Annotated in this window: 16 protein-coding genes and 1 pseudogene; 10 read left to right on the top strand and 7 right to left on the bottom strand. The window is 63.4% G+C overall.

Features of this window, described 5'->3' with window-relative positions; genetic code table 11:
- From ACXJL8_RS10675 to ACXJL8_RS10665, 3 genes and pseudogenes are all read right to left on the bottom strand, one after another.
- A pseudogene (locus tag ACXJL8_RS10675) lies at positions 1–327 on the bottom strand (acyl-CoA dehydrogenase); the annotation flags it as partial.
- A 28-nt stretch (positions 328–355) separates the two neighbouring features.
- Positions 356–1,474: a glycoside hydrolase family 172 protein gene (locus ACXJL8_RS10670; RefSeq protein ID WP_456618771.1), complete on the bottom strand. Its 1,119-nt coding sequence runs from the start codon at positions 1,472–1,474 to the stop codon at positions 356–358.
- Between the two features lie 108 nt (positions 1,475–1,582).
- The gene (locus ACXJL8_RS10665; RefSeq protein WP_456684973.1) at positions 1,583–3,208 is read right to left on the bottom strand and encodes a long-chain fatty acid--CoA ligase; all 1,626 of its coding nucleotides are present in this window, start codon (positions 3,206–3,208) and stop codon (positions 1,583–1,585) included.
- A gap of 176 nt (positions 3,209–3,384) precedes the next feature.
- Here ACXJL8_RS10665 and ACXJL8_RS10660 point away from each other — a divergent pair, with 176 nt between their 5' ends.
- From ACXJL8_RS10660 to ACXJL8_RS10635, 6 genes are all read left to right on the top strand, one after another.
- The gene (locus ACXJL8_RS10660; RefSeq protein WP_456618770.1) at positions 3,385–5,241 is read left to right on the top strand and encodes a flavin-containing monooxygenase; all 1,857 of its coding nucleotides are present in this window, start codon (positions 3,385–3,387) and stop codon (positions 5,239–5,241) included.
- A gap of 202 nt (positions 5,242–5,443) precedes the next feature.
- Positions 5,444–6,262 carry a lytic murein transglycosylase gene (locus tag ACXJL8_RS10655; RefSeq protein WP_456684972.1) on the top strand — a complete coding sequence of 273 codons (819 nt, stop codon included), beginning with the start codon at positions 5,444–5,446 and terminating at the stop codon, positions 6,260–6,262.
- A 110-nt stretch (positions 6,263–6,372) separates the two neighbouring features.
- On the top strand, positions 6,373–6,594 hold the full coding sequence (locus ACXJL8_RS10650) for a hypothetical protein (RefSeq protein WP_456618768.1): 222 nt from the start codon (positions 6,373–6,375) through the stop codon (positions 6,592–6,594).
- A 12-nt stretch (positions 6,595–6,606) separates the two neighbouring features.
- Entirely contained in the window at positions 6,607–7,029 is a 423-nt protein-coding gene (locus ACXJL8_RS10645; protein WP_456618767.1) for a hypothetical protein, read from the top strand.
- Positions 7,030–7,420: 391 nt separating this feature from the next.
- Entirely contained in the window at positions 7,421–7,867 is a 447-nt protein-coding gene (locus tag ACXJL8_RS10640) for a MaoC family dehydratase (RefSeq protein ID WP_456618766.1), read from the top strand.
- Positions 7,868–7,966: 99 nt separating this feature from the next.
- Positions 7,967–8,464: a hypothetical protein gene (locus ACXJL8_RS10635; protein WP_456618765.1), complete on the top strand. Its 498-nt coding sequence runs from the start codon at positions 7,967–7,969 to the stop codon at positions 8,462–8,464.
- A 48-nt stretch (positions 8,465–8,512) separates the two neighbouring features.
- On the opposite strand, the gene ACXJL8_RS10630 is transcribed toward ACXJL8_RS10635, so the two are convergent.
- Together ACXJL8_RS10630 and ACXJL8_RS10625 are read right to left on the bottom strand one after the other, a co-directional pair.
- Complete coding sequence (locus tag ACXJL8_RS10630) at positions 8,513–11,713, bottom strand: efflux RND transporter permease subunit (RefSeq protein WP_456684971.1); 3,201 nt, start codon at positions 11,711–11,713, stop codon at positions 8,513–8,515.
- A gap of 164 nt (positions 11,714–11,877) precedes the next feature.
- Complete coding sequence (locus ACXJL8_RS10625; protein ID WP_456618763.1) at positions 11,878–13,122, bottom strand: efflux RND transporter periplasmic adaptor subunit; 1,245 nt, start codon at positions 13,120–13,122, stop codon at positions 11,878–11,880.
- Between the two features lie 201 nt (positions 13,123–13,323).
- Here ACXJL8_RS10625 and ACXJL8_RS10620 point away from each other — a divergent pair, with 201 nt between their 5' ends.
- Entirely contained in the window at positions 13,324–13,926 is a 603-nt protein-coding gene (locus ACXJL8_RS10620) for a TetR/AcrR family transcriptional regulator (RefSeq protein WP_456684970.1), read from the top strand.
- A 23-nt stretch (positions 13,927–13,949) separates the two neighbouring features.
- Here ACXJL8_RS10620 and ACXJL8_RS10615 read toward each other — a convergent pair whose 3' ends face one another.
- Positions 13,950–14,465, bottom strand: coding sequence for a GNAT family N-acetyltransferase (locus ACXJL8_RS10615; RefSeq protein ID WP_456618761.1), 516 nt, complete (start codon positions 14,463–14,465; stop codon positions 13,950–13,952).
- Between the two features lie 162 nt (positions 14,466–14,627).
- Here ACXJL8_RS10615 and ACXJL8_RS10610 point away from each other — a divergent pair, with 162 nt between their 5' ends.
- The 3 genes from ACXJL8_RS10610 to ACXJL8_RS10600 all read left to right on the top strand — a co-directional run bounded on the left by ACXJL8_RS10610 (position 14,628) and on the right by ACXJL8_RS10600 (position 18,431).
- The gene (locus ACXJL8_RS10610) at positions 14,628–16,286 is read left to right on the top strand and encodes a hypothetical protein (RefSeq protein WP_456618760.1); all 1,659 of its coding nucleotides are present in this window, start codon (positions 14,628–14,630) and stop codon (positions 16,284–16,286) included.
- 133 nt (positions 16,287–16,419) lie between these two features.
- Positions 16,420–17,844, top strand: coding sequence for a coiled-coil domain-containing protein (locus ACXJL8_RS10605; protein WP_456618759.1), 1,425 nt, complete (start codon positions 16,420–16,422; stop codon positions 17,842–17,844).
- A gap of 149 nt (positions 17,845–17,993) precedes the next feature.
- Complete coding sequence (locus tag ACXJL8_RS10600) at positions 17,994–18,431, top strand: hypothetical protein (RefSeq protein ID WP_456618758.1); 438 nt, start codon at positions 17,994–17,996, stop codon at positions 18,429–18,431.
- A gap of 250 nt (positions 18,432–18,681) precedes the next feature.
- On the opposite strand, the gene ACXJL8_RS10595 is transcribed toward ACXJL8_RS10600, so the two are convergent.
- Positions 18,682–19,034, bottom strand: a 353-nt coding sequence (locus ACXJL8_RS10595) for an MFS transporter (RefSeq protein WP_456684969.1), incomplete at its 5' end; no start/stop codon positions are given.

Genomic DNA, 19,034 nt, shown 5'->3' with positions numbered 1-19,034 from the left:
CTCCAGCACCTCCATGTTGCCGGTGTCGGGCGCCGAGCAGTTGAACACTTCGGGCGCCAGATGCGAGCGGCCCATCACCTCGCACAGCGGGGCATATTCGAGATTGGTGAGGCCCGCGCCGTGGCCGGACTCCGGCAGGAACAGGTTCCAGAGGCCTTCGGCGCGGGCGAGCGGCTTCAGCTCCTCGACGACGGGATAGACCTTCCACGGCCCGAGCTCCTCCGCCTCGCGGTAGAACCGTTCCTCGTTCGGATAGATGTGCCGGTCCATGAAACTCTCGAGCTTGCGCTTGAGCTCGACGACTTTGGGTGACATCGGATAGAGCATCTTTCGTCTCCTTGATCGACGGACGGCGCTAGCCGATTTCGAGATAGTCCGGCCCGGGCAGTTCTGGGAAGGGCGCCGTCGGCAGCGTCTGGTACCAGAACGCGACCGAGGCGATGTCGTCCTGCAACGGTAGATATTTTGCTTCCTTGACGCCGGGCTGCCAGCCCAGCGCCTGGATGGTCACGCGCAGGTCGGAGCGGAAGCGTACGGGGTCCGGGATGTGCCAGCGATACATGCCGAAGCGCTGCTGCGATTTGTAGACACCATCCGGGCGGATCACCTGCGGCAGGCCGGCATAGGGCGTGGTGAATTCCTGGTAGTGCGATTGTTGCGCCGGGCCCTGGCCGGAATGGGCGACGTAGGGATCGAAATTATAGGCGCCACAAAAATAATCCTCGGTGCCGGTGCCGCAGATCGTCGGGAATGCGCCGTCGCCATCGATGAAGAATTTGATTTCGCCTTCGCCCCACCAGCCGTTGTTGTTGACGCCCCACGCCATGTAGGTGCCGACATAATGCCCGCTGCCCGCGATGCCATCGAGGATGGTGTAGACCTCCTTGTAGGGCAGCGGGTTGGTGCGCCGAAACTGTGCGTGAAAATAGGCACAATCCTCGGGCACATCGGTCAGCGTGTAGTTGATCTGGTAGTAGACGGTCAGCTGCTCCTCGCTGCGGTTCTCCAGCGTGAACCGCGCACGCTCGCGGAACGGCATTTCCCAGTAGCAGTTGAAGGCACGGCCGGGATTGACGCAGACCGCGAGCGAGGACACTTGCGCGAACTCCTCCCACCCGCAGGCGAAGAAATCGCCGGCCGGACATTCCACGCTCGGCAGCGTTTGGTCGTCCCAATAGACCCGCAGGATCGAATGGCGCAGGCGCCCGCGCGCCAGGGTCATCCATATCTGCTGGATCGCACCCTGGCCCTGGATGTCGGCAAGCGTGAAGGTCGTGCCGGGCTCGATGACGACATAGGGCGACACCTTCCAGCCCTGCCCGAGATCGCGGGCCTGACGCGCCGCGGACCCGTCGACGGACATTCCGCCCTTGCCCTTGTCGCCGGTGAAATTCTCGGGGCTGATCGAACGCGTCTGCGCATGCGACAGGCGCGACAGATTGCCGAGATGCATGCCCAATCCGGAAAACGCCATTGTGTCCTCGATCCAGGGGGTAGGATGATCCGATATATCGCCCCCGAATCTACCAAAAGATGAAGATGGTCGCGCACGGACAGGGTCCTTGCGCGATCGCGCGGCGGCTTAAGCGGGACGATACTCCCTGAACTTCTCGCGTAGCGCCGATTTGAGCACCTTGCCGGTGCCGGTCATCGGGAATTCGTCCAGGAACTCGACGGCATCGGGCATCCACCAGCTCGCGATCCTCGGGCGCATGTGGTCGAGCAGGGTCTTGCCGTCGACCGTCGCTCCCTTCTTGCGGACGACGAGGAGGAGCGGGCGCTCCTGCCATTTCTCGTGCGCGATGGCGACGACGGCGGCCTGGAGCACATCGGGATGCGACAGCGCGATGTCCTCGAGCTGGATCGAGGAGATCCATTCGCCGCCGGACTTGATCACGTCCTTGGAGCGGTCGGTCAGCGTGACGTGGCCCTGGGCGTCGATCACGGCCATGTCGCCGGTGATCAGCCAGCCGTCGCGGTCGAGGCCTTCCTCTAACTTCATGTAGCCCGAGGCGACCCAGGGACCACGGGCACGCAGATGGCCGACGGTCTTGCCGTCGCGCGGCAGCTCAACGCCGCCGTCGTCGACGATACGCAAGGCGGTGCCGAAACACGCCCGGCCCGACACCTGGCGCCGGTCGAATTTCTCCTTGTCGCTGAGATGCTCCGAGCCGGGCCGCAGGCCCGGCATCGAGCAGCCCAATGCCTCGGTCATGCCCCAGGCCTGGATGTAGTCGATGCTGTACTCGCGCTTGAGCTTCTCGACCATCGCGCGCGGCGGGGCGGAGCCCGACGACAGTGTTGCCCGCAGCGTCGAGAATCTGTTGCCGGTGCGCGCGARCCAGTCGAGCAGGATCAGCCAGAAGCTCGGCACGCCTGCCGACAGCGTGACCTTCTCGCCCTCCAGCAGCTCAAAGAGCTTGTCGGGCTCGTAGTTGCGGCCGGGCAGCACCAGCTTCGAGCCGGTATAGGGCGCGGTGAACGGCATGTTCCAGCCATTGCCATGGAACAGCGGTGCCATCGGCATCATCACCTCGCGCACGCCTTCCATATGCCCCGGCAGGAAGTCGAAGTTGCAACACGTCATGGTCTGAAGGATCGCGGCGCGGTGCGAATAGATCACGCCCTTCGGATTGCCCGTGGTGCCCGAGGTGTAGCAGATGGTGGATGCGGACTTTTCGTCGAACAGCGGCCAGGCGAAACCGGCATCGGTCTCGTTTTCCAGAAGCTCCTCGTAGCAATGGACGTTCGCAAGCGTCGTCTCCGGCATCCGCTCGCGCGAGGACATCACGACGTAAGCCTCGATCGTCTTGAGCTGCGGCGCGATCGCCTCGACGATCGGYAGCGTGGCGCGGTCGACGAACAGCAGCCGGTCTTCGGCATGGTTGATGATGTAGACGAGCTGCTCGGGAAACAGCCGCGGATTGACGGTGTGCAGCACATAGCCCATGCCGGGAGCTGCATAGAACATCTCGAAATGGCGGTGGGTATTCCACGCGAGTGTACCGACGCGGTCGCCGGGCTTGATGCCGAGCCGCTGCAAGGCCAGCGCCATGCGCTTGATGCGCGGATGCGCATCCGCATAGGTGTAGCGATGGATGTCGCCTTCGATCTCGCGCGCGACGATTTCCGCTTCGCCGTGATAGTCGGCGGCATACTGGATCAGGCCGCTGATCAGGAGCGGCATGTCCATCATCAATCCCTGCATGGTCTCCTCCGGACCGCCACGTCGTTGCATGGCGTACGCTTGTGATTTGTCCGCACGGTAGCGGAACGTCATGCGACGTTCACGCAAAAAACAGCGGACGCGATTGCATGCGTCACTTTTTCGGGGCTAACTGATGCGAGCTGTCGGCGAAGCAGCGTCCGCCGGGGAGGAAATGGATGTCAGCGGAAAAACACAAGACCGGCGCAGCCGGCGCGTCTACGATCGACATCGCTGCATTGCGTGCGCGCTATCGCGACGAGCGCGACCTTCGCCTGCGTGCCGAGGGCAAGGCGCAATACGTCGAGGTGACCGGCGACTTCAGCCGCTATCTCGACGATCCCTGGGCCGATCCCGGATTTGTACGCGAAGCCGTCAGCGAACAGACCGAGGTGCTCATCGTCGGCGGCGGCTTCGGTGGCCTGCTCTGCGGTGCGCGTCTGCGCGAAGCCGGCGTCTGCGAATTTCGTATCGTGGAAAAGGCCGCTGACTTCGGCGGCACCTGGTACTGGAATCGCTACCCCGGTGCGGCCTGCGATACCGAGAGCTACATCTATCTGCCGCTGCTGGAACAGACCGGCTACATGCCGGTGCGCAAATACGCGCGGGCTCCCGAGATCTACGAACACTCGCGCCGCATCGGCCGCCACTTCGGGCTCTACGAGCGTGCGCTGTTTCAGACCGTCATCTCGCGGATGACGTGGCAGGAGCAGGAGGGGCGCTGGCTGGTCGAGACCGATCGCGGTGATCGCATCCGTGCGCGCTTCGTCATTCTCGCAGGCGGTCCGCTGAGCCGGCCGAAGCTGCCCGGCATTCCCGGCATCGAAAGTTTCAAGGGTCACAGCTTCCACACCAGCCGCTGGGACTATGCCTACACCGGCGGCAACGCCGAAGGCGGTCTCGCCGCTCTCGCCGACAAGCGCGTCGGCATCATCGGCACCGGCGCGACCGCCGTGCAATGCGTGCCGCATCTCGGCCGCTCGGCGAAAGAGCTCTACGTGTTCCAGCGCACGCCGTCCGCGATCGGCGTGCGCGATGACCGGCCGACGGATCAAACCTGGGCAGAGAGCCTGAAGCCCGGCTGGCAGCGCGAGCGCATGGACAATTTCACCGCCGTGATCTCGGGCGAGCCGTTCGAGCAGGATCTGGTGCAGGACGGCTGGACCGGCCTGCTCGGAGAGATTTTGCTGGCGCCGCGCCGCCAGCCGCAGCCGGTGACCTCGATGGAGGAGGCGCTGAAGGTCATCGAGCAGGCCGACTACCGCAAGATGGAGGAGATCCGGGCGCGCGTCGACGCTGTCGTCAAGGACGAAGCGGCCGCTGCGGCGTTAAAGCCCTGGTACAAGGCATTCTGCAAGCGGCCGTGCTTCCACGACGAATATCTCGACAGCTTCAATCGCCCCAACGTGCATCTCGTCGACACCAAGGGACGGGGCGTCGACCGCATCACCGGGAACGCCGTCATCGCCGACGGCAAGGCCTACGAACTCGACTGCCTGATCTATGCCAGCGGCTTCGAGGTCGGCACCGACTACGCCCGCCGCATGGGATTTGAAGTCTACGGCCGCGACGGCGTGAGCCTGTCCGAATGCTGGCGCGACGGTGTCAAGACGCTGCACGGCTTCTACAGCCGCGGCTTCCCGAACTGTTTCCTGATCGTCACGGTGCAGGCCGGCCAGAGCGCCAATTTTCCGCACGTCATCGACGAGCAGTCGCAGCACATCGCCTATGTGATCGCCGAGGCGCGCAAGCGCGGCGCGAGGACGCTGGAGCCGACGCCTGCAGCCGAGAGCGCCTGGGTCGACGAGGTCGTCAGAGCGGCGCTCGGTCGCCAGACCTATCTCGCCGAATGCACGCCAGGCTATTACAACAATGAAGGCGTGTTCGACCCGGTCGCGGCCCGCAACAGCCAGTACTGGCGCGGGCCGGTGGCGTTCCTGCGGCTGCTCGAACGATGGCGCAAGGAGGGCAAGCTGGATGGGCTGGAATTGACCTACGAGACCGCCGCGGCGGGCGGCCCCGCGGTTCCGGCTTGAGCGGCATGGTCCCGCAGCACCAGAGCATCACGGTGGATTTCCTGCTGGGAGCCGAGGCGGGGTGACTTTGCGGGCGTTGCGACTTGCCGGTGTCAAGAGCTTTGCTTGGATCGATTGTAGCTGTCGGGGCTTGAGCGATCGCAACTGGCGTAGGATCATGCCCCGCGCGAGCCGGTCGTGCACCCAGGGAGAGGAACGAGCCATGATCAAGGGCAGGACTGTCGCGACGGCGATGATCGGTGCGACCGCGCTGCTGCTCTCGCTGGTGCCCGCGGCCAAGGCTGCGCAATGCGGCAGCTCATCGGCCGGGTTTGAGGCCTGGAAGCGCGAGTTCAGCGCGGAGGCGCAGGGCAAGGGCATCGGCCAGACCGCGATCTCGGCCTTGATGCAGACCAATTACGCCGGCGCGACCATTGCAGCCGACCGCGGCCAGCGCAGCTTCTCGCTCTCGCTCGACCAGTTCCTCGCCAAGCGCGGCGCCACCACCATCGTCGCCAAGGGCCGCCAGCTCAAGCAGTCACAGGCCGCCTTGTTCGCCTCGATCCAGCAGCGCTATGGCGTGCCGCCCGGGCCGCTGATCGCGATCTGGGGCATGGAGACCGGCTTCGGCAGCCAGCGCGGCAATCAGAACATGCTGTCGTCGATCGCAACGCTTGCATATGACTGCCGCCGTCCCGAATTCTTCACCGACCAGCTCTACGCCGCGCTGAAGCTGATCGACCGCGGCACGCTGTCGGGGGCAACCCGCGGCTCCATGCATGGCGAGGTCGGCCAGACCCAGTTCATGCCCAAGAACATCCTGGCCTATGGCACCGGCAATCTCGAGGTCGCCGCCAACGCGCTGAACTCGACCGCGAATTTCCTCAAGGCCCATGGCTGGCGCGCGGGAGCCGGTTACCAGCCGGGCGAGCCGAATTTCGCCGCGATCGAGGCCTGGAATGCGGCCGGCGTCTATCAGAAGGCGRTAGCGCTGATGGGACGGCAGATCGATGAGGGCGGCGGCGCGGCGGCGTCGCGCTGACTCGTTCAGCAAGGCGTGATCTGCCGGCGCGAGAAAGTTGTTGCCGTCCGGAACTGACGGCATGAGGTTTGCTTTGATCAGGTTCGGGGCTGGGAATGAGGAGACTCAATATGGCAACCCAGATCGTGATGGACCAAACCGGCGATACCCGCCACGAGTTTGATCCCGACAATGCCGAAGCGCTGGCGCGGGCCGAACGGCGCTTTCGGGAGTTGACCGGAGCCGGCTTCACCGCCGCCTTCCGGACCGGGCCCGGCGAAGTTACCCGTATCAAGTCGTTCGATCCGACCGCGCAGGAAACGCTGTTCTATCCCCGCCTGGTCGGCGGTTGATCTGAGCTGCTCATGATCGCGGCACTGTGGTTTCGCGCGCCGGCGCGAGCGCGCCTGCATGCGTTACGCGAGCTCTACCGGCGCTTCTTCGGCGAGAACACGCCGGATGCCCGCGGGCGCCGGCTTCTGGCCGAGTGGCTGTCGCCGGCTCAGCGCGCGCAATTCGAGCAGCACCGGTATTTCGACGTCATCGGTTGCGATAGCGGCAAGAGGTATCGCATCCACTACGGCACCGCCGCCAATGTCCACGAGATCGACGAGGCGGGGATTGCGACGATGGGGTGGTGCTTCGTCCCGTCAGGCTTCCTCGTGCCGGGCGACGTCATGCTGGCGCAGAAGATCGCGCTCGAGACCGACGAGAAGGGCGCGCTGGCGCTCGCCAACAGATTTCCGCCGGCAACGCATTCGGAGCACTTTTACCGGCGGCCGTTCTAGCGACGCGGGCGGTCGCGAGATCAGAAATGCGTGGTGCGGTAGGCATCCAGTGCATGCGCCGCAAAGACGCCGGCGCTGCAAAGGGCGAGCACGGCTGAGATCAGCTCGATCATAGCTCATCCTCCCGTGGCGGCTGGGCGACGAGATGCTGGCAGCAGGCAAAATCATAGATGAGGTCGAGGAAGAATTGCATGGTGGCCGTCCCTGTCTGATTTTGACAACTAGATAACCGGCCATCTGTTTCAGGCGTGTTTCGTCGATTTCGGAAAGGGGTTTCGCGGGGAACCCCGGGGCTGGTTTTGGCGGGACAGAGCCGCTACATGCCGCCTTTATCCGTCCCTTTGAGACGCCCGCGTCCAGCGCGCGGCACTTCATATTCCGRGGCAAAATAATGGCACAGGTGGAGTGGTTCGACGATCTCACCGTCGGAATGCGTTTCAAATCTCCCGAGGTTCAGGTCACCGAGGCCGATATCAAGCGCTTTGCGGCCGAGTTCGACCCGCAGCCGATGCATCTCGACCACGAGGCCGCCGAAAAGACCCTGTTCAAGGGCCTCGCTGCGTCGGGATGGCACACCGCGGCTATGGCCATGAACCTCGCGATCCAGACCCGTCCCTTCGGCCCGCATCCGCTGATCGGCGCGGGCGTCGACGGCCTGCGCTGGATGCTCCCGGTGCGCCCCAATGACCGGCTGCATCTGGTCGGCGAGGTCATGAGCCTGACGCCGTCGAAATCGAAGCCGCAGGGCATCGCGCTGGTGAAATGGACCATGTTCAACCAGAACGGCGAGGAGGTTTACACCTTCACCCCGATCGCGATCGTGCCCCGGCGGGGCTAGGGAGGCGTTCACCATCGGCCTTGACCCCGGCAGCTGAAACCCTTGCGGGCCGGGGACAGAGGTGGTCATCTCAGCCCGGGGAACACGCTGGAGGCTGACATGAAACGAATCCTTCTCGCCGCCGGGATGCTTGCAGGCATCGTGTGCGCGGGACCCGCGGTGGCGCAACAATCCAAGGTCGGCGACTGGACCATCGAGAAGCGCACCCAGGACACCCACTGCAACGCGAGCCGCGGCTACAAGGACAAGGATGACGAGAACCGCGACTACGTCGTCGTCATCACCTATTCCGACAAGGCCATCGTGATCGTGATGATCTACGACGGCTGGGAGTGGGACAAGGTCGGGGAGATCCTTCGCGCAGATGTCGGTACCGATGACGCCGACATCATGAAGAAGGCGAAGTGGGAGGTCATGGACAAGACCACCGTGCGCGGCATCTTCGAGTACGACCAGTCGCTCATGGACCGGCTGTCGAAGGCCAAGCGCCTCACGCTCGATTTCGAGGACGATGACGACGACAGCATCGAGATGCAGATCCCGCGCGCCGGCGAAGCGCTGGCGGCGCTGAAGTTCTGCGAGGAGAACCGGAAGTAGCAGCCGACGCCGGCCGTGAAGCCGGCGCGCTTTGGCAGCAGCCCTGATCTAGTGCCCAGCCTCATGGCCGACGCCCTGGACTGGCGCCACACTGGAGCCGCTGCCGTGATGCACCAGCGGCTTCATGCCGGTGACGGTCCGCAGCAGCACATAGAACACCGGCGTCAGGAACAGGCCGAACACGGTGACGCCGATCATGCCGGAGAACACCGCCACGCCCATGGCGCGGCGCATCTCGGAGCCTGCGCCGGTCGAGAGCACCAGCGGCAGCACGCCCATGATGAATGCCATCGACGTCATCAGGATCGGGCGAAGCCGCAACCGGCTCGCCTCGATCGCGGCTCTAATCGGCGTGCGTCCGGCGAATTCGAGCTCGCGCGCGAATTCGACGATCAGGATCGCGTTCTTGGCCGAGAGGCCCACGAGCACGATCAGCCCGATCTGGGTGAAGACATTGTTGTCGCCCTTCGAGATCCAGACGCCGAACATCGCAGCCAGCAGCCCCATCGGCACGATCATGATGATCGAGAGCGGCAGGGTCAGGCTTTCATAGAGCGCGGCCAGCACCAGGAACACCAGCAGGATCGCCAGCGGGAAGACCCAGAGGCCGGAATTGCCGGCGATGAACTCCTGATAGGTCAGGTCGGTCCATTCGAAGGCGAAGCCGGGCGGCAGCACCTCCGCCGCGATCCGCGTCGCGACTTCCTGCGCCTGGCCCGATGAATAGCCGGGCGCGGCGGCCGCGTTGATGTCGGAGGAGAGGAAGCCGTTGTAGCGGATCGCGCGCTCGGGGCCTGCACTCTGGCGGATCTTGAGCAACGCCGACAGCGGCACCATGTCGCCCGAGGACGAGCGCACCTTCAACTGCCTGATGTCGTCGGCGCGGGCGCGGAACGGCGCATCGGCCTGGACATAGACGGAGTAGGTGCGGCCAAACTTGTTGAAGTCGTTGACGTAGTAGGAGCCGAGGTAGATCTGGAGCGTGTTGAACACCTCCGTCACGGGCACGCCAAGTTGCAGCGCCTTGGTGCGGTCGATGTCGGCGAAGAGCTGGGGCACGTTGACCTGGAAGCTCGAGAACACGCCGGCGATCTCCGGCGCCTTCTGCATCGCCGCCATGAATGCCTTCGTCGCCTCGTTCAGCGCCTCGTAGCCGAGACCGGCACGGTCCTCGATCTGGAGCTTGAAGCCACCGATGGTGCCGAGACCGTTGACCGGCGGCGGCGGGAACATGGCGATGAAGGCTTCCTGGATGCCGGCGTATTTCTTGTTGAGATCGGCCGCGATGGCATTCCCGCTCAGGGCCGGACCCTTGCGCTCGTCGAACGGCTTCAGCGTCGAGAACACGATGCCGGCATTGGAGGAGTTGGTAAAGCCGGAGATCGACAGGCCCGGGAAGGCGACCGAACTCTCGACACCGGGCTGGGTCAGCGCGACGTCGCTCATCTTGCGGATTACCTCTTCGGTGCGGTCGAGCGTTGCACCGTCAGGCAGCCGCGAGAAGCCGACCAGGTACTGCTTGTCCTGGCCCGGCACGAAGCCGCTCGGCACCTGCTGGAACAGGAAGGCGGTGAGGCCGACCAGCACGACGTAAAGACCCATCACCGCGGCCTTGCCGGAGATCACCTTGGTGACGGTGCCGCTGTAATTCTCCGAGGAGCGCGTGAACGCCTTGTTGAAGCCGCGGAAGAACCAGCCGAGGCCCTTCTCCATGATGATCGTCAGCCGGTCCTTCGGCTCGTTATGGCCCTTGAGCAGCAGCGCCGACAATGCCGGCGACAGCGTCAACGAGTTGACCGCGGAGATCACGGTCGAGATCGCGATGGTCAGCGCGAACTGCTTGTAGAACTGCCCGGTAAGACCGGAGATGAAGGCGAGCGGCACGAACACCGCGATCAGCACCATGGCAATCGCGATGATCGGGCCCGAAACCTCGCGCATCGCCTGGTAGGTGGCGTCGCGCGGCGACAGCCCGCCTTCGATGTTGCGCTCGACGTTCTCGACCACCACGATGGCGTCGTCGACGACGATGCCGATCGCGAGCACGAGGCCGAACAGGCTGAGCGCGTTGATGGAGAAGCCGAACACGTGCATCACCGCGAAGGTGCCGACGATCGACACGGGCACCGCGAGCAGCGGAATGATCGAGGCGCGCCAGGTCTGGAGGAACAGGATCACGACCAGCACCACCAGCGCCATCGCCTCCAGCAGCGTGTGGATCACCGCCTCGATCGAGGAGCGCACGAACTGGGTGGGGTCGTAAACGATCTGGTAGGACACGCCTTCCGGCATGTTCTTCTTGATCTCGGCCATGGTGGCGCGGACGTGGTCGGAGATCTCGAGCGCGTTGGAGCCCGGTGCCTGGAAGATCGGGATCGCCACCGCCTGCTTGTTGTCGAGCAGCGAGCGCAGGCCGTATTCGGAGGCGCCGAGCTCGATGCGCGCGACGTCGCGTAAGCGCACCACCTCGCCACGCGTACCGGTCTTGACCACGATGTCGCCGAACTGCTCCTCGTTCGCGAGCCGCCCCTCCGCATTGACGGAGAGCTGGAGGTCGATGCCCTTGACGTTCGGGGAGGAGCCGACCACGCCGGCGGCGGCCTCGACGTTCTGCGCCTGGATCGACTTGACGATGTCGCTCGCGGTCAGCCCGTGCTCGGCGGCCTTCTGGGGATCGACCCAGACCCGCATCGAATAGTCGCCGGCGCCGTAGAGCTGGACGTCGCCGACGCCGTCGATCCGCGCCAGCCGGTCCTTGACGTTGAGCACCGCGTAGTTGCGCAGATACGTCATGTCGTAGCGGTTGTTCGGCGACAGCAGATGCACGACCATGGTGAGGTCGGGCGACGATTTCTTGGTGATGATGCCGAGCTGGCGCACCACGGCGGGCAGGCGCGGCTCGGCCTGCTGCACGCGGTTCTGCACCAGCTGCGTCGCCTTGTCGGGATCGGTGCCGAGCCGGAACGTCACCGTCAGCGTCATCGCGCCGTCGGTGGTCGCCTGGCTCGACATGTAGAGCATGTTCTCGACGCCGTTGATCTGCTCCTCGATTGGAGTAGCCACCGTCTCCGCGATCACCTTCGGATTGGCGCCGGGATAGGTCGCGCGCACCAGGACCGACGGCGGCACGACGTCCGGATATTCCGAGATCGGCATCGCAAACAGCGAGATCAGCCCCGCGAGGAAGATCAGAACGGAGAGCACACCGGCGAAAATCGGACGGTCGATAAAGAACTTTGAGAGATTCATGGCCTTGCCCCTGGGCAATATCTTGCGATTCTCCGACAACTCCCCCGGTCATTCCGGGGCGCGGGCGAAGCCCGCGAACCCGGAATCCGGAGGTGAAGTGGTCGGAGTTTCCAAACTTCGAGATTCCGGGCTCGCGACTTCGTCGCGCCCCGGAATGACGTTACTTAGCGCTGCACGACGTCCTGGTTGCTGTGGTTGGCGGCCTGCTGCGGTCCGCGCGCGCCCATCGCGGCGACCTCCGTCTTGAGGAGGGCGCCCGGACGCACGCGCTGCAGGCCATTGACGATGATGCGGTCGCCGGGCTTCAGCCCTGCCGTTACGATACGCAACCCATCGACGGAGCCGCCGAGCGTGATCGGCCGGTAGACCGCGCGGCTGTCGTCGCCGACCGCCATCACGAACTTCTTGTCCTGGTCGGTGCCGATCGCACGTTCGTCGATCATCACCAGCGTCTGCTGCTTCGGCTGCCCCATGCGCACGCGGGCGAACTGGCCGGGAATGAGACGCCCGTCCTCGTTCCGGAACACCGCGCGGACGCGGATGGTGCCGCTCTGGCCGTTGACCTGGTTGTCGATGAGCTGGATGTGGCCCTTCGCCGACAGGCCGCCCGAGGTCGCCATCTCGACCGGGATCTGGTCGAGATTGCCGCGCTTGCCGGAGGTATCCGCGATCGAGTTCAGCGCGCGCAGCACGACCTCCTCATCCGCATCGAAGGACGCGTAGATCGGATTGACCGAGACCAGCGAGGTCAGGACCGGGGAGGCGGTGCCGGCGGCGACGAGATTGCCGACGGTGATCTCGATCTTGCCGACGCGGCCGTCGACCGGCGCGCGCACCTCGGTGTAATCGAGATTGAGCCTTGCGGTCTGGAGCGTCGCCTCGGCCGCCTTGACGTTGGCGATCGCCTCGCGATTGGCGTTGTCGCGCTGGTCGTAGTCGCGCCGCGTGACCACGGCGTTGCCGACGAGCTGCGCGCCGCGCTCGAGCTCGCTCTGGGTGAACACCACCCGCGCCTTGGCGGCCTCGAGCTGGGCGTTGGCCTTGTCGACCTCGGCCGCGTAGGGCGCCGGATCGATCTTGAACAGGATGTCGCCGGCTTTCACCAGCGCGCCCTCGGTGAAATTGGCCGACATGATCGCGCCCGCCACGCGCGGCCGGAGCTCGACGCGGTGAATGGCTTCAAGCCGGCCGGAGAATTCGTCCCACAGCACGGTCGGCCGCGGCTCGATCATCGCGACTGTGACGGAGACGGCCTGTTCGGCCGCGGCGGCCGTCGCGGTCGCCTGCGCGGCACGAAGATAATGGCCGGTTGCGATCGAGCCGGCCACGGCGAGGGCGCCCACGATGGCGACGCCGCCGAGAAGGCGGCGGAAACGACCGGTGCGGGGGGAGTTTTGCGAGGGATGCATTTGCGCGCTCCAGATATGTAGTGTTCACTACAGATGTGGAGCTGGATGTCGCAGTGCAAGATACTTATGTACCATTCACTAAAAAAATTGTAGCGGCATACCGCAAGAATTGGAAGACGGTAGAGAAAATAAAGCTAGAACAAATAGATAGGATTAGGCGTTAAGCCTCAGGCAGAACGTGAATTCCGAGGAGACAGGCACATGGGCATGGGACGCCCCCGCGAATTCGACGCCGAAACGGCGTTGGACCAGGCGATGGAAGTGTTTTGGCGCCATGGCTATGAGGGCGCCACCATCGCGCAGCTGACCGAAGCCATGGGCATCAACCCGCCCAGCCTTTATGCCTGTTTCGGCAACAAGGAAGGGCTGCTGAAGGCCGCGCTCGACCGCTACACCAAGCTGCGTGGCGTCTGGATGGACGAGGTGGTCGCCGCACCGACCGCCCGTGATGTTGCCGAGCGGATGCTGATGGGCATCGCCGACAAGCAGACCGATCCCGCCAACCCGCCCGGCTGCCTGCTCGTGCAGGGCGGCATTGCCTGCGGCACCGGCTCTGAAAACGTCCCCTTCGAACTCGCCGCCCGCCGCGCCCAGAACGAAGACCAGCTCCGCGACCGTTTTGTCCGCGCCAAGGCGGAAGGCGATCTCAAGCCGGGGTCGGATCCGGCCGCGCTCGCGCGCTACGTCTCGGCCGTCTCGGTCGGCATGGGCGTGATGGCGTCCTCGGGCTCCGACCGCGAGGCGCYGCGTCAGGTCGCGAGCGTCGCGGTGCAGGCCGTCGCGGCGCAGTCGGAGCGGGGATAGCGCGCGACTTCGAGCGCCAACCGTCAACCTCTCTCGATCATCCAACGGTTGACCGCCTGGTGGAAGTTAAGCGGGCCCGGAACGGTCATGTGCGTCTTGACGTACGTGAAACCCGCCTTTTGAAGCGTGCGGTTCGGAGCCACATTGAACGCGTTGGGCTCACAGAAGAGTTGCTTCAACTTCAGAACCTGGAAGTAGAGTTCGACGGTCTGTCGGACACACTCCACGCCAATCCCCTGCTTGCGCAGCGAGGGATCCGTGATGTGCAAATGCATATTTGCGTGCTGGCCAATGCGGATCTTGTCAGCGGTCGAGAACCCCAAGAACCTGTCGTCGGCGAGCCAGCTGACCAAAAAGCCGCCTCGCTGCTCGACAGGCCGCTCGAACATCTGCTCATAAAGCCGCTGCCATTGTGATGGCGGCGGCAGTCGCGTTGGGTCGACCCCGAGCATTTCCAGGTGCTCTGGCGTCGCTGCGTGGAAATACTCGATGATCTCTGCGGTTTCCTGCAGCGTCATCGGTCGAACGGTGATGGCCATTGGGCAGTCCTTCATCGTGATGATTTAAAGCAATCCGGTCTCAATTGTGAGAGCCATTTCACACAATCTAAGTTTGAATCGCGCTAAAGTAGTTAAATAACACCAAGACAACTTTTAACGCCCTCATTTCCATATATCAATCACACCCACAGCAGGTCGATCATGCCTTCAGCGACGACGAACAAGGCGGTTGTCACTTTGGACGCCGCCAGCGCGACCATGACAATTACTGCCCCGGATCAAACCTCCGAGACGTACCAGATCGACAAATTCCCCGACGCAGGCTCGACGCTCGTCTCGGCGGCGAAGCAGGAGATACTAACCGACCTCGATCTTCATGAAATGATCGCCAATCTGTCGCGCGTTTCGGAACTTCTTTATCTGGCTTACTGCGGGGTCGCTGGAACCCACGTGCAGGCGACCATCTCCGACCGCCGCAAGGTCTTCCTGGATCTCTGCGCCGACTGCGTCACGGCGATGACGAGTTTCGAAACTGCCGGGCGTCGCATCGGCAACGACGTCGCCGAAGCATTTCACTGGCTGATCAAGGGGCAGGAAAAGCGCGCGATGGCCCGGCTCACTGCATCGGGGAAGGAAGCCGCGGCCATGGCGCAAACGGCGCAGGGCCTCGCGGACCGGAGTGCAGCGCTCGGGACCGACGTGCAAAAGGATCAACACGACACCCTTGAGCTCAGTGCGCTGGAGCAGGACGAGCTGGCCAAGATTCGCGTGGCGCGCGCGCAGATGGAAGCCGAACAGTCCAAGCAGAAGTCGATGAACGAACAACTGGCGAGCAGCATCGCCACGCTCAATGGGCTGTATGAAGACGCCAAATCGCGCGAAGAAAAGGAAGAGGAGCGCGCTTTCATCACGGGCATTGTCAGCAGCGTGACCTCCGGCCTTGGATCCGCGTTCGGTGCCTACACGGCGGCCAAGAACCCGCTCGGGACGGTGGCCGCAAACTTGTCGCGCAAACCGAACCAGGACGATCCCGGCCAATCCAACTCAGGCCAGGAGACCACGGACTCCGGCGAAACATCCGACTCTACCGGGCAGACCGCTGGCGGTGACGTCGACACCAAAGCCGGGAACGATACCACGACCGACAAAGGGACAGGCGGCAAGAAGGGCGACGGGTCGACAGCCGCCGGCATCGCCGCCGGTCTCGATGGCGCGGGAAAGACCACCAAGGAAATGTCCCAGGACGCGGCCAAGGCCGGCGAGTCGGTCCGTCAGGAGAAGATGAGACTGCTCGACCAAAAGTTGGCGCAGGAAGCGTCCAAGCGTGAGATCGTTGCCCAGCTAGCGGAGCTGAGCTCGAAACTCTCCTCTTCGGACACTGAGCAGAAGATCCACGAGTCGGCTCAGGTGGCGCTGCAGATCGCGGTGTGGGCCTTTGCCAACATCACCACGACCCTGGTGGTGACCCGGCAGTTCTGGGAGAACGTGAAGAAGGCGTGCGATCGTCTGGCCGATTCCGACATCAGCACCAAGATCGGTGACGAGTTGGCAAGTGGAGACGATCCGAAGGCGAGGGTCGAATACTACCTGAGCGACATGTTCATGCCGTCTGCCATCGCCTATCTCGCGCGTTGGGCCGCGCTGGCCGACCTCGGTCGCGAATACAAGGAGGGTTCGATCAAGGCTCGCGACACCTCCATCGAGAACATCAATCTGTCGCCGAGCATAAGCGAAGCGCGTGCACTGCTTGAGCCGCTGAAAGCCAAGGTCCAGTCGGAATTGGCCAACGACAAGCTCGCCTCCACGGCGCGATCGGACAAGGTGAAGGCAGAATTGGCTCTCCTTGGCTCGACAGCTTGATTGGCACGTCGAGCCTGTATCCAAGCCGCGACCTGYGAGCTGGGCGGCGGATCACCGACTGAAAGCTTTTCCAGCAATCGATTGTCTCACCTCTCGCCGAGGTCAGAGGCCGTCCAAAGGAGGAACGTCAATCATGGGCGATACGGATGTCTATGCCAAACGCGCAAAGAACGTCGTCGACGGCTTGGCTCGCGCGCTCGCACTTTCGCATGCCGGACAGGATGACCAGGCGCTTACCTTGCTGGCGACCTTGAAGCCCGATGTCGCCAGTTTGAGCGAGGCGGCGAAGGGCCTGCACGAAGTCGTCAAGACCGAAGAGGATCTGGCGCAGGCCCGGCTTCACGCGGTCACCGAGGCGATCGCCTCGACCGTTGATGCGGAGAACGCCGCGAGGGCCCAGATCGAGAGCACGCAGGCGGCCGTCGCCGGCGACGTGGCCAAGCTACAGCAGGCTCAAGTCGACATGGCAAACTACCAGCAAAAAATGATCGTATTGATGGCTCGGATCAGGGAGCTTCAAGACGAGTTGCAAGACAACCAGGACAAGATGAGCAAATGGTTCTGGGTGCCGGGCTACAACGTCTATTTGGCGGTGCAGAACATCAAGGACCTCATCGAGGGAAAGCAGGGCGAGCTGAATGGCGTCATTCAGAACTTGCATGACGAGCAATCGAAGTTGCCCGGGCTGCAGCGCGATATGGCAAAGTTGGCGGCGGACACCGCTGCGCTTCAGGCCAAGCTCAGGGAGCTCGTGGGCACCGAGAGCGAACTGAAGCAGCACCAGGTCTGGCTCGAAGAAGCGCAGAAGAGCGACTCCGCGCTGGTGGCGACGTCGGCCAAGGTGTCCGCATTCTACGACGAGTTGGCCGTTGCGCTCGACGACACGGCGAGCGACCTCGATAGCACGTATCAGATCGCCGCACGACTATCGACCGCCGTCGAGGTCCTCGATGACAACGGAAACCTTCGCTCCGGAACGTTGCAGGATGCCGTGCTCTATTTGGCCCGGCATGCCGACGCTGCATCACGCCGGATCTACGTGTTTCAAAATGTCGACGACGGCGCGCCACGATACGTCAGCGATGTCGTCATCGGAACCGAACCGGCGGGCGGATATGACCACGCCGTTTTCGTGATCCCGTTCAAGGTGACCACTCCGTACCATCTTCGCGGTGTGATCATTCCGATGAAGGGTCAGGATATGGTGGTGCAGCTTGCCACCGGACCGAACGTGCCGGAGCCGTCTCAAGTCGTGCACATTCCAGCGCCGAAAATCGTCGCCTCGAAGTCCCTTCCGGGGACGACGCCATTCGCAGCCCACGATATTTCCATCCCGGGAGCGTATGTCCTGGTGCCCGGCGAGCGATACTTCATCATCCTGACATCGACGAACCTCGATCGGTTCGCCGGGACCTGGACCAATGATGCGCGCGCGCAGACGCCGCATGGCCAGCGTTTTCGTGGTGACTGGATGATCTGGCCACGCGACGGCCGTGGCGGTCCCTCGCTTCGGGTCTACGGGATGGCCACGGTCGGAAGTGTGCAGCAGTTCGTCTAGGCGCATCGCGGGTGTCGCCCCGGCGAAACGTAAAGCGCGCCGGCCTGCAAGACGGCAAAGCGGTTCAAACGCAACGCCGATGAAGTGACGGGGTTTTTGAGAAGCCGAGAAGCGATTCTGCACCCGGCCGAATAACTGGAGGGCGATCGATGTATATGAATGTGCTTGGTCTCACCAAAGGCGCACATCACACATACGCGCTCGGTGTGGACGGCAAAGAGAGTATCGGTGGAACAATCGTGTGCATCATGGATGTGAGATTCAAAGAGGGGACAGGCTTCACGGACGCCTGGGCGCAAATTCTTCAGGCGAGCGACACGAACGACGGAATAACCTATGTGGTCAACGTAATTAAGTCGTCCAAGCAATGGGCGTACGTTGGGAAAACATTGGGTACATTCAAAAATCGCTATGCGAGTGGACCAACGGGAGGGTTGGAAGAGGTCTTCAAGTCTTATAACCCCAAAGATAGCATGCTCGAGTGCGCGCTCTACAATGCAAGCCATCCCGCGCTGGTCGAAGGGTGGTGTTATCAGATACTGGCAGCGAAAAAGTACAGCGTCACAAATATCCAGGACCCGTCCTAAAGCATGATCCGGAAAAGTGCGCAGCGGTTTTCCGAAAGGATCATGCTCAAGCAACAGCCCAAAGCGCGATGACGATTCATCCAATCTCATCGCGCTTTAGGGCTCGCAGTTTCGTGCAAGGTTGCCGTCCGATTAGTCCGCAGTCGCGCAAAGAGCAGGGCGCGATCGATGAGCCCGGAAAAAAGCGACGCCCGATGCGAACATCGGAGCGTCGGCTGCGTGACAAGAGTTGCAAAGACCGCGGAGATCGTCAGGACGCCTCGCTAAGGACCGGCGAAGCGGATTCCTCCGCCTTGAGCTCCTCGAGGCTGCGATGCCGGGGCTCGATGCCCAGCGCCCAGACCGTGATGATCTGCACCACCAGCAGTCCGATCATCAAGGCCATGACGCCTGCCACGCCGCGCGTCTCGAACAGCGACACGACGAGGAACGGCGTGACGATGGTGGCGCCGCGTCCCAGCGTGTTGACGATGCCGGAGGCGCGCAGGCGGACCTCGGTCGGAAACAGTTCTGGGATATAGATGCCGAACAGCAGGGCGACCAGCACATAGATCGGCACCGTCAGCGCAAAGCCCACAGCCGGCAGCAGGATCGGATCGGAGA

The sequence above is a fragment of the Bradyrhizobium sp. P5_C11_2 genome (assembly GCF_054049755.1).
The sequence above is the reverse complement of the archived record's forward strand: the minus strand, read 5'-3'. Positions and strand labels throughout refer to the sequence as shown.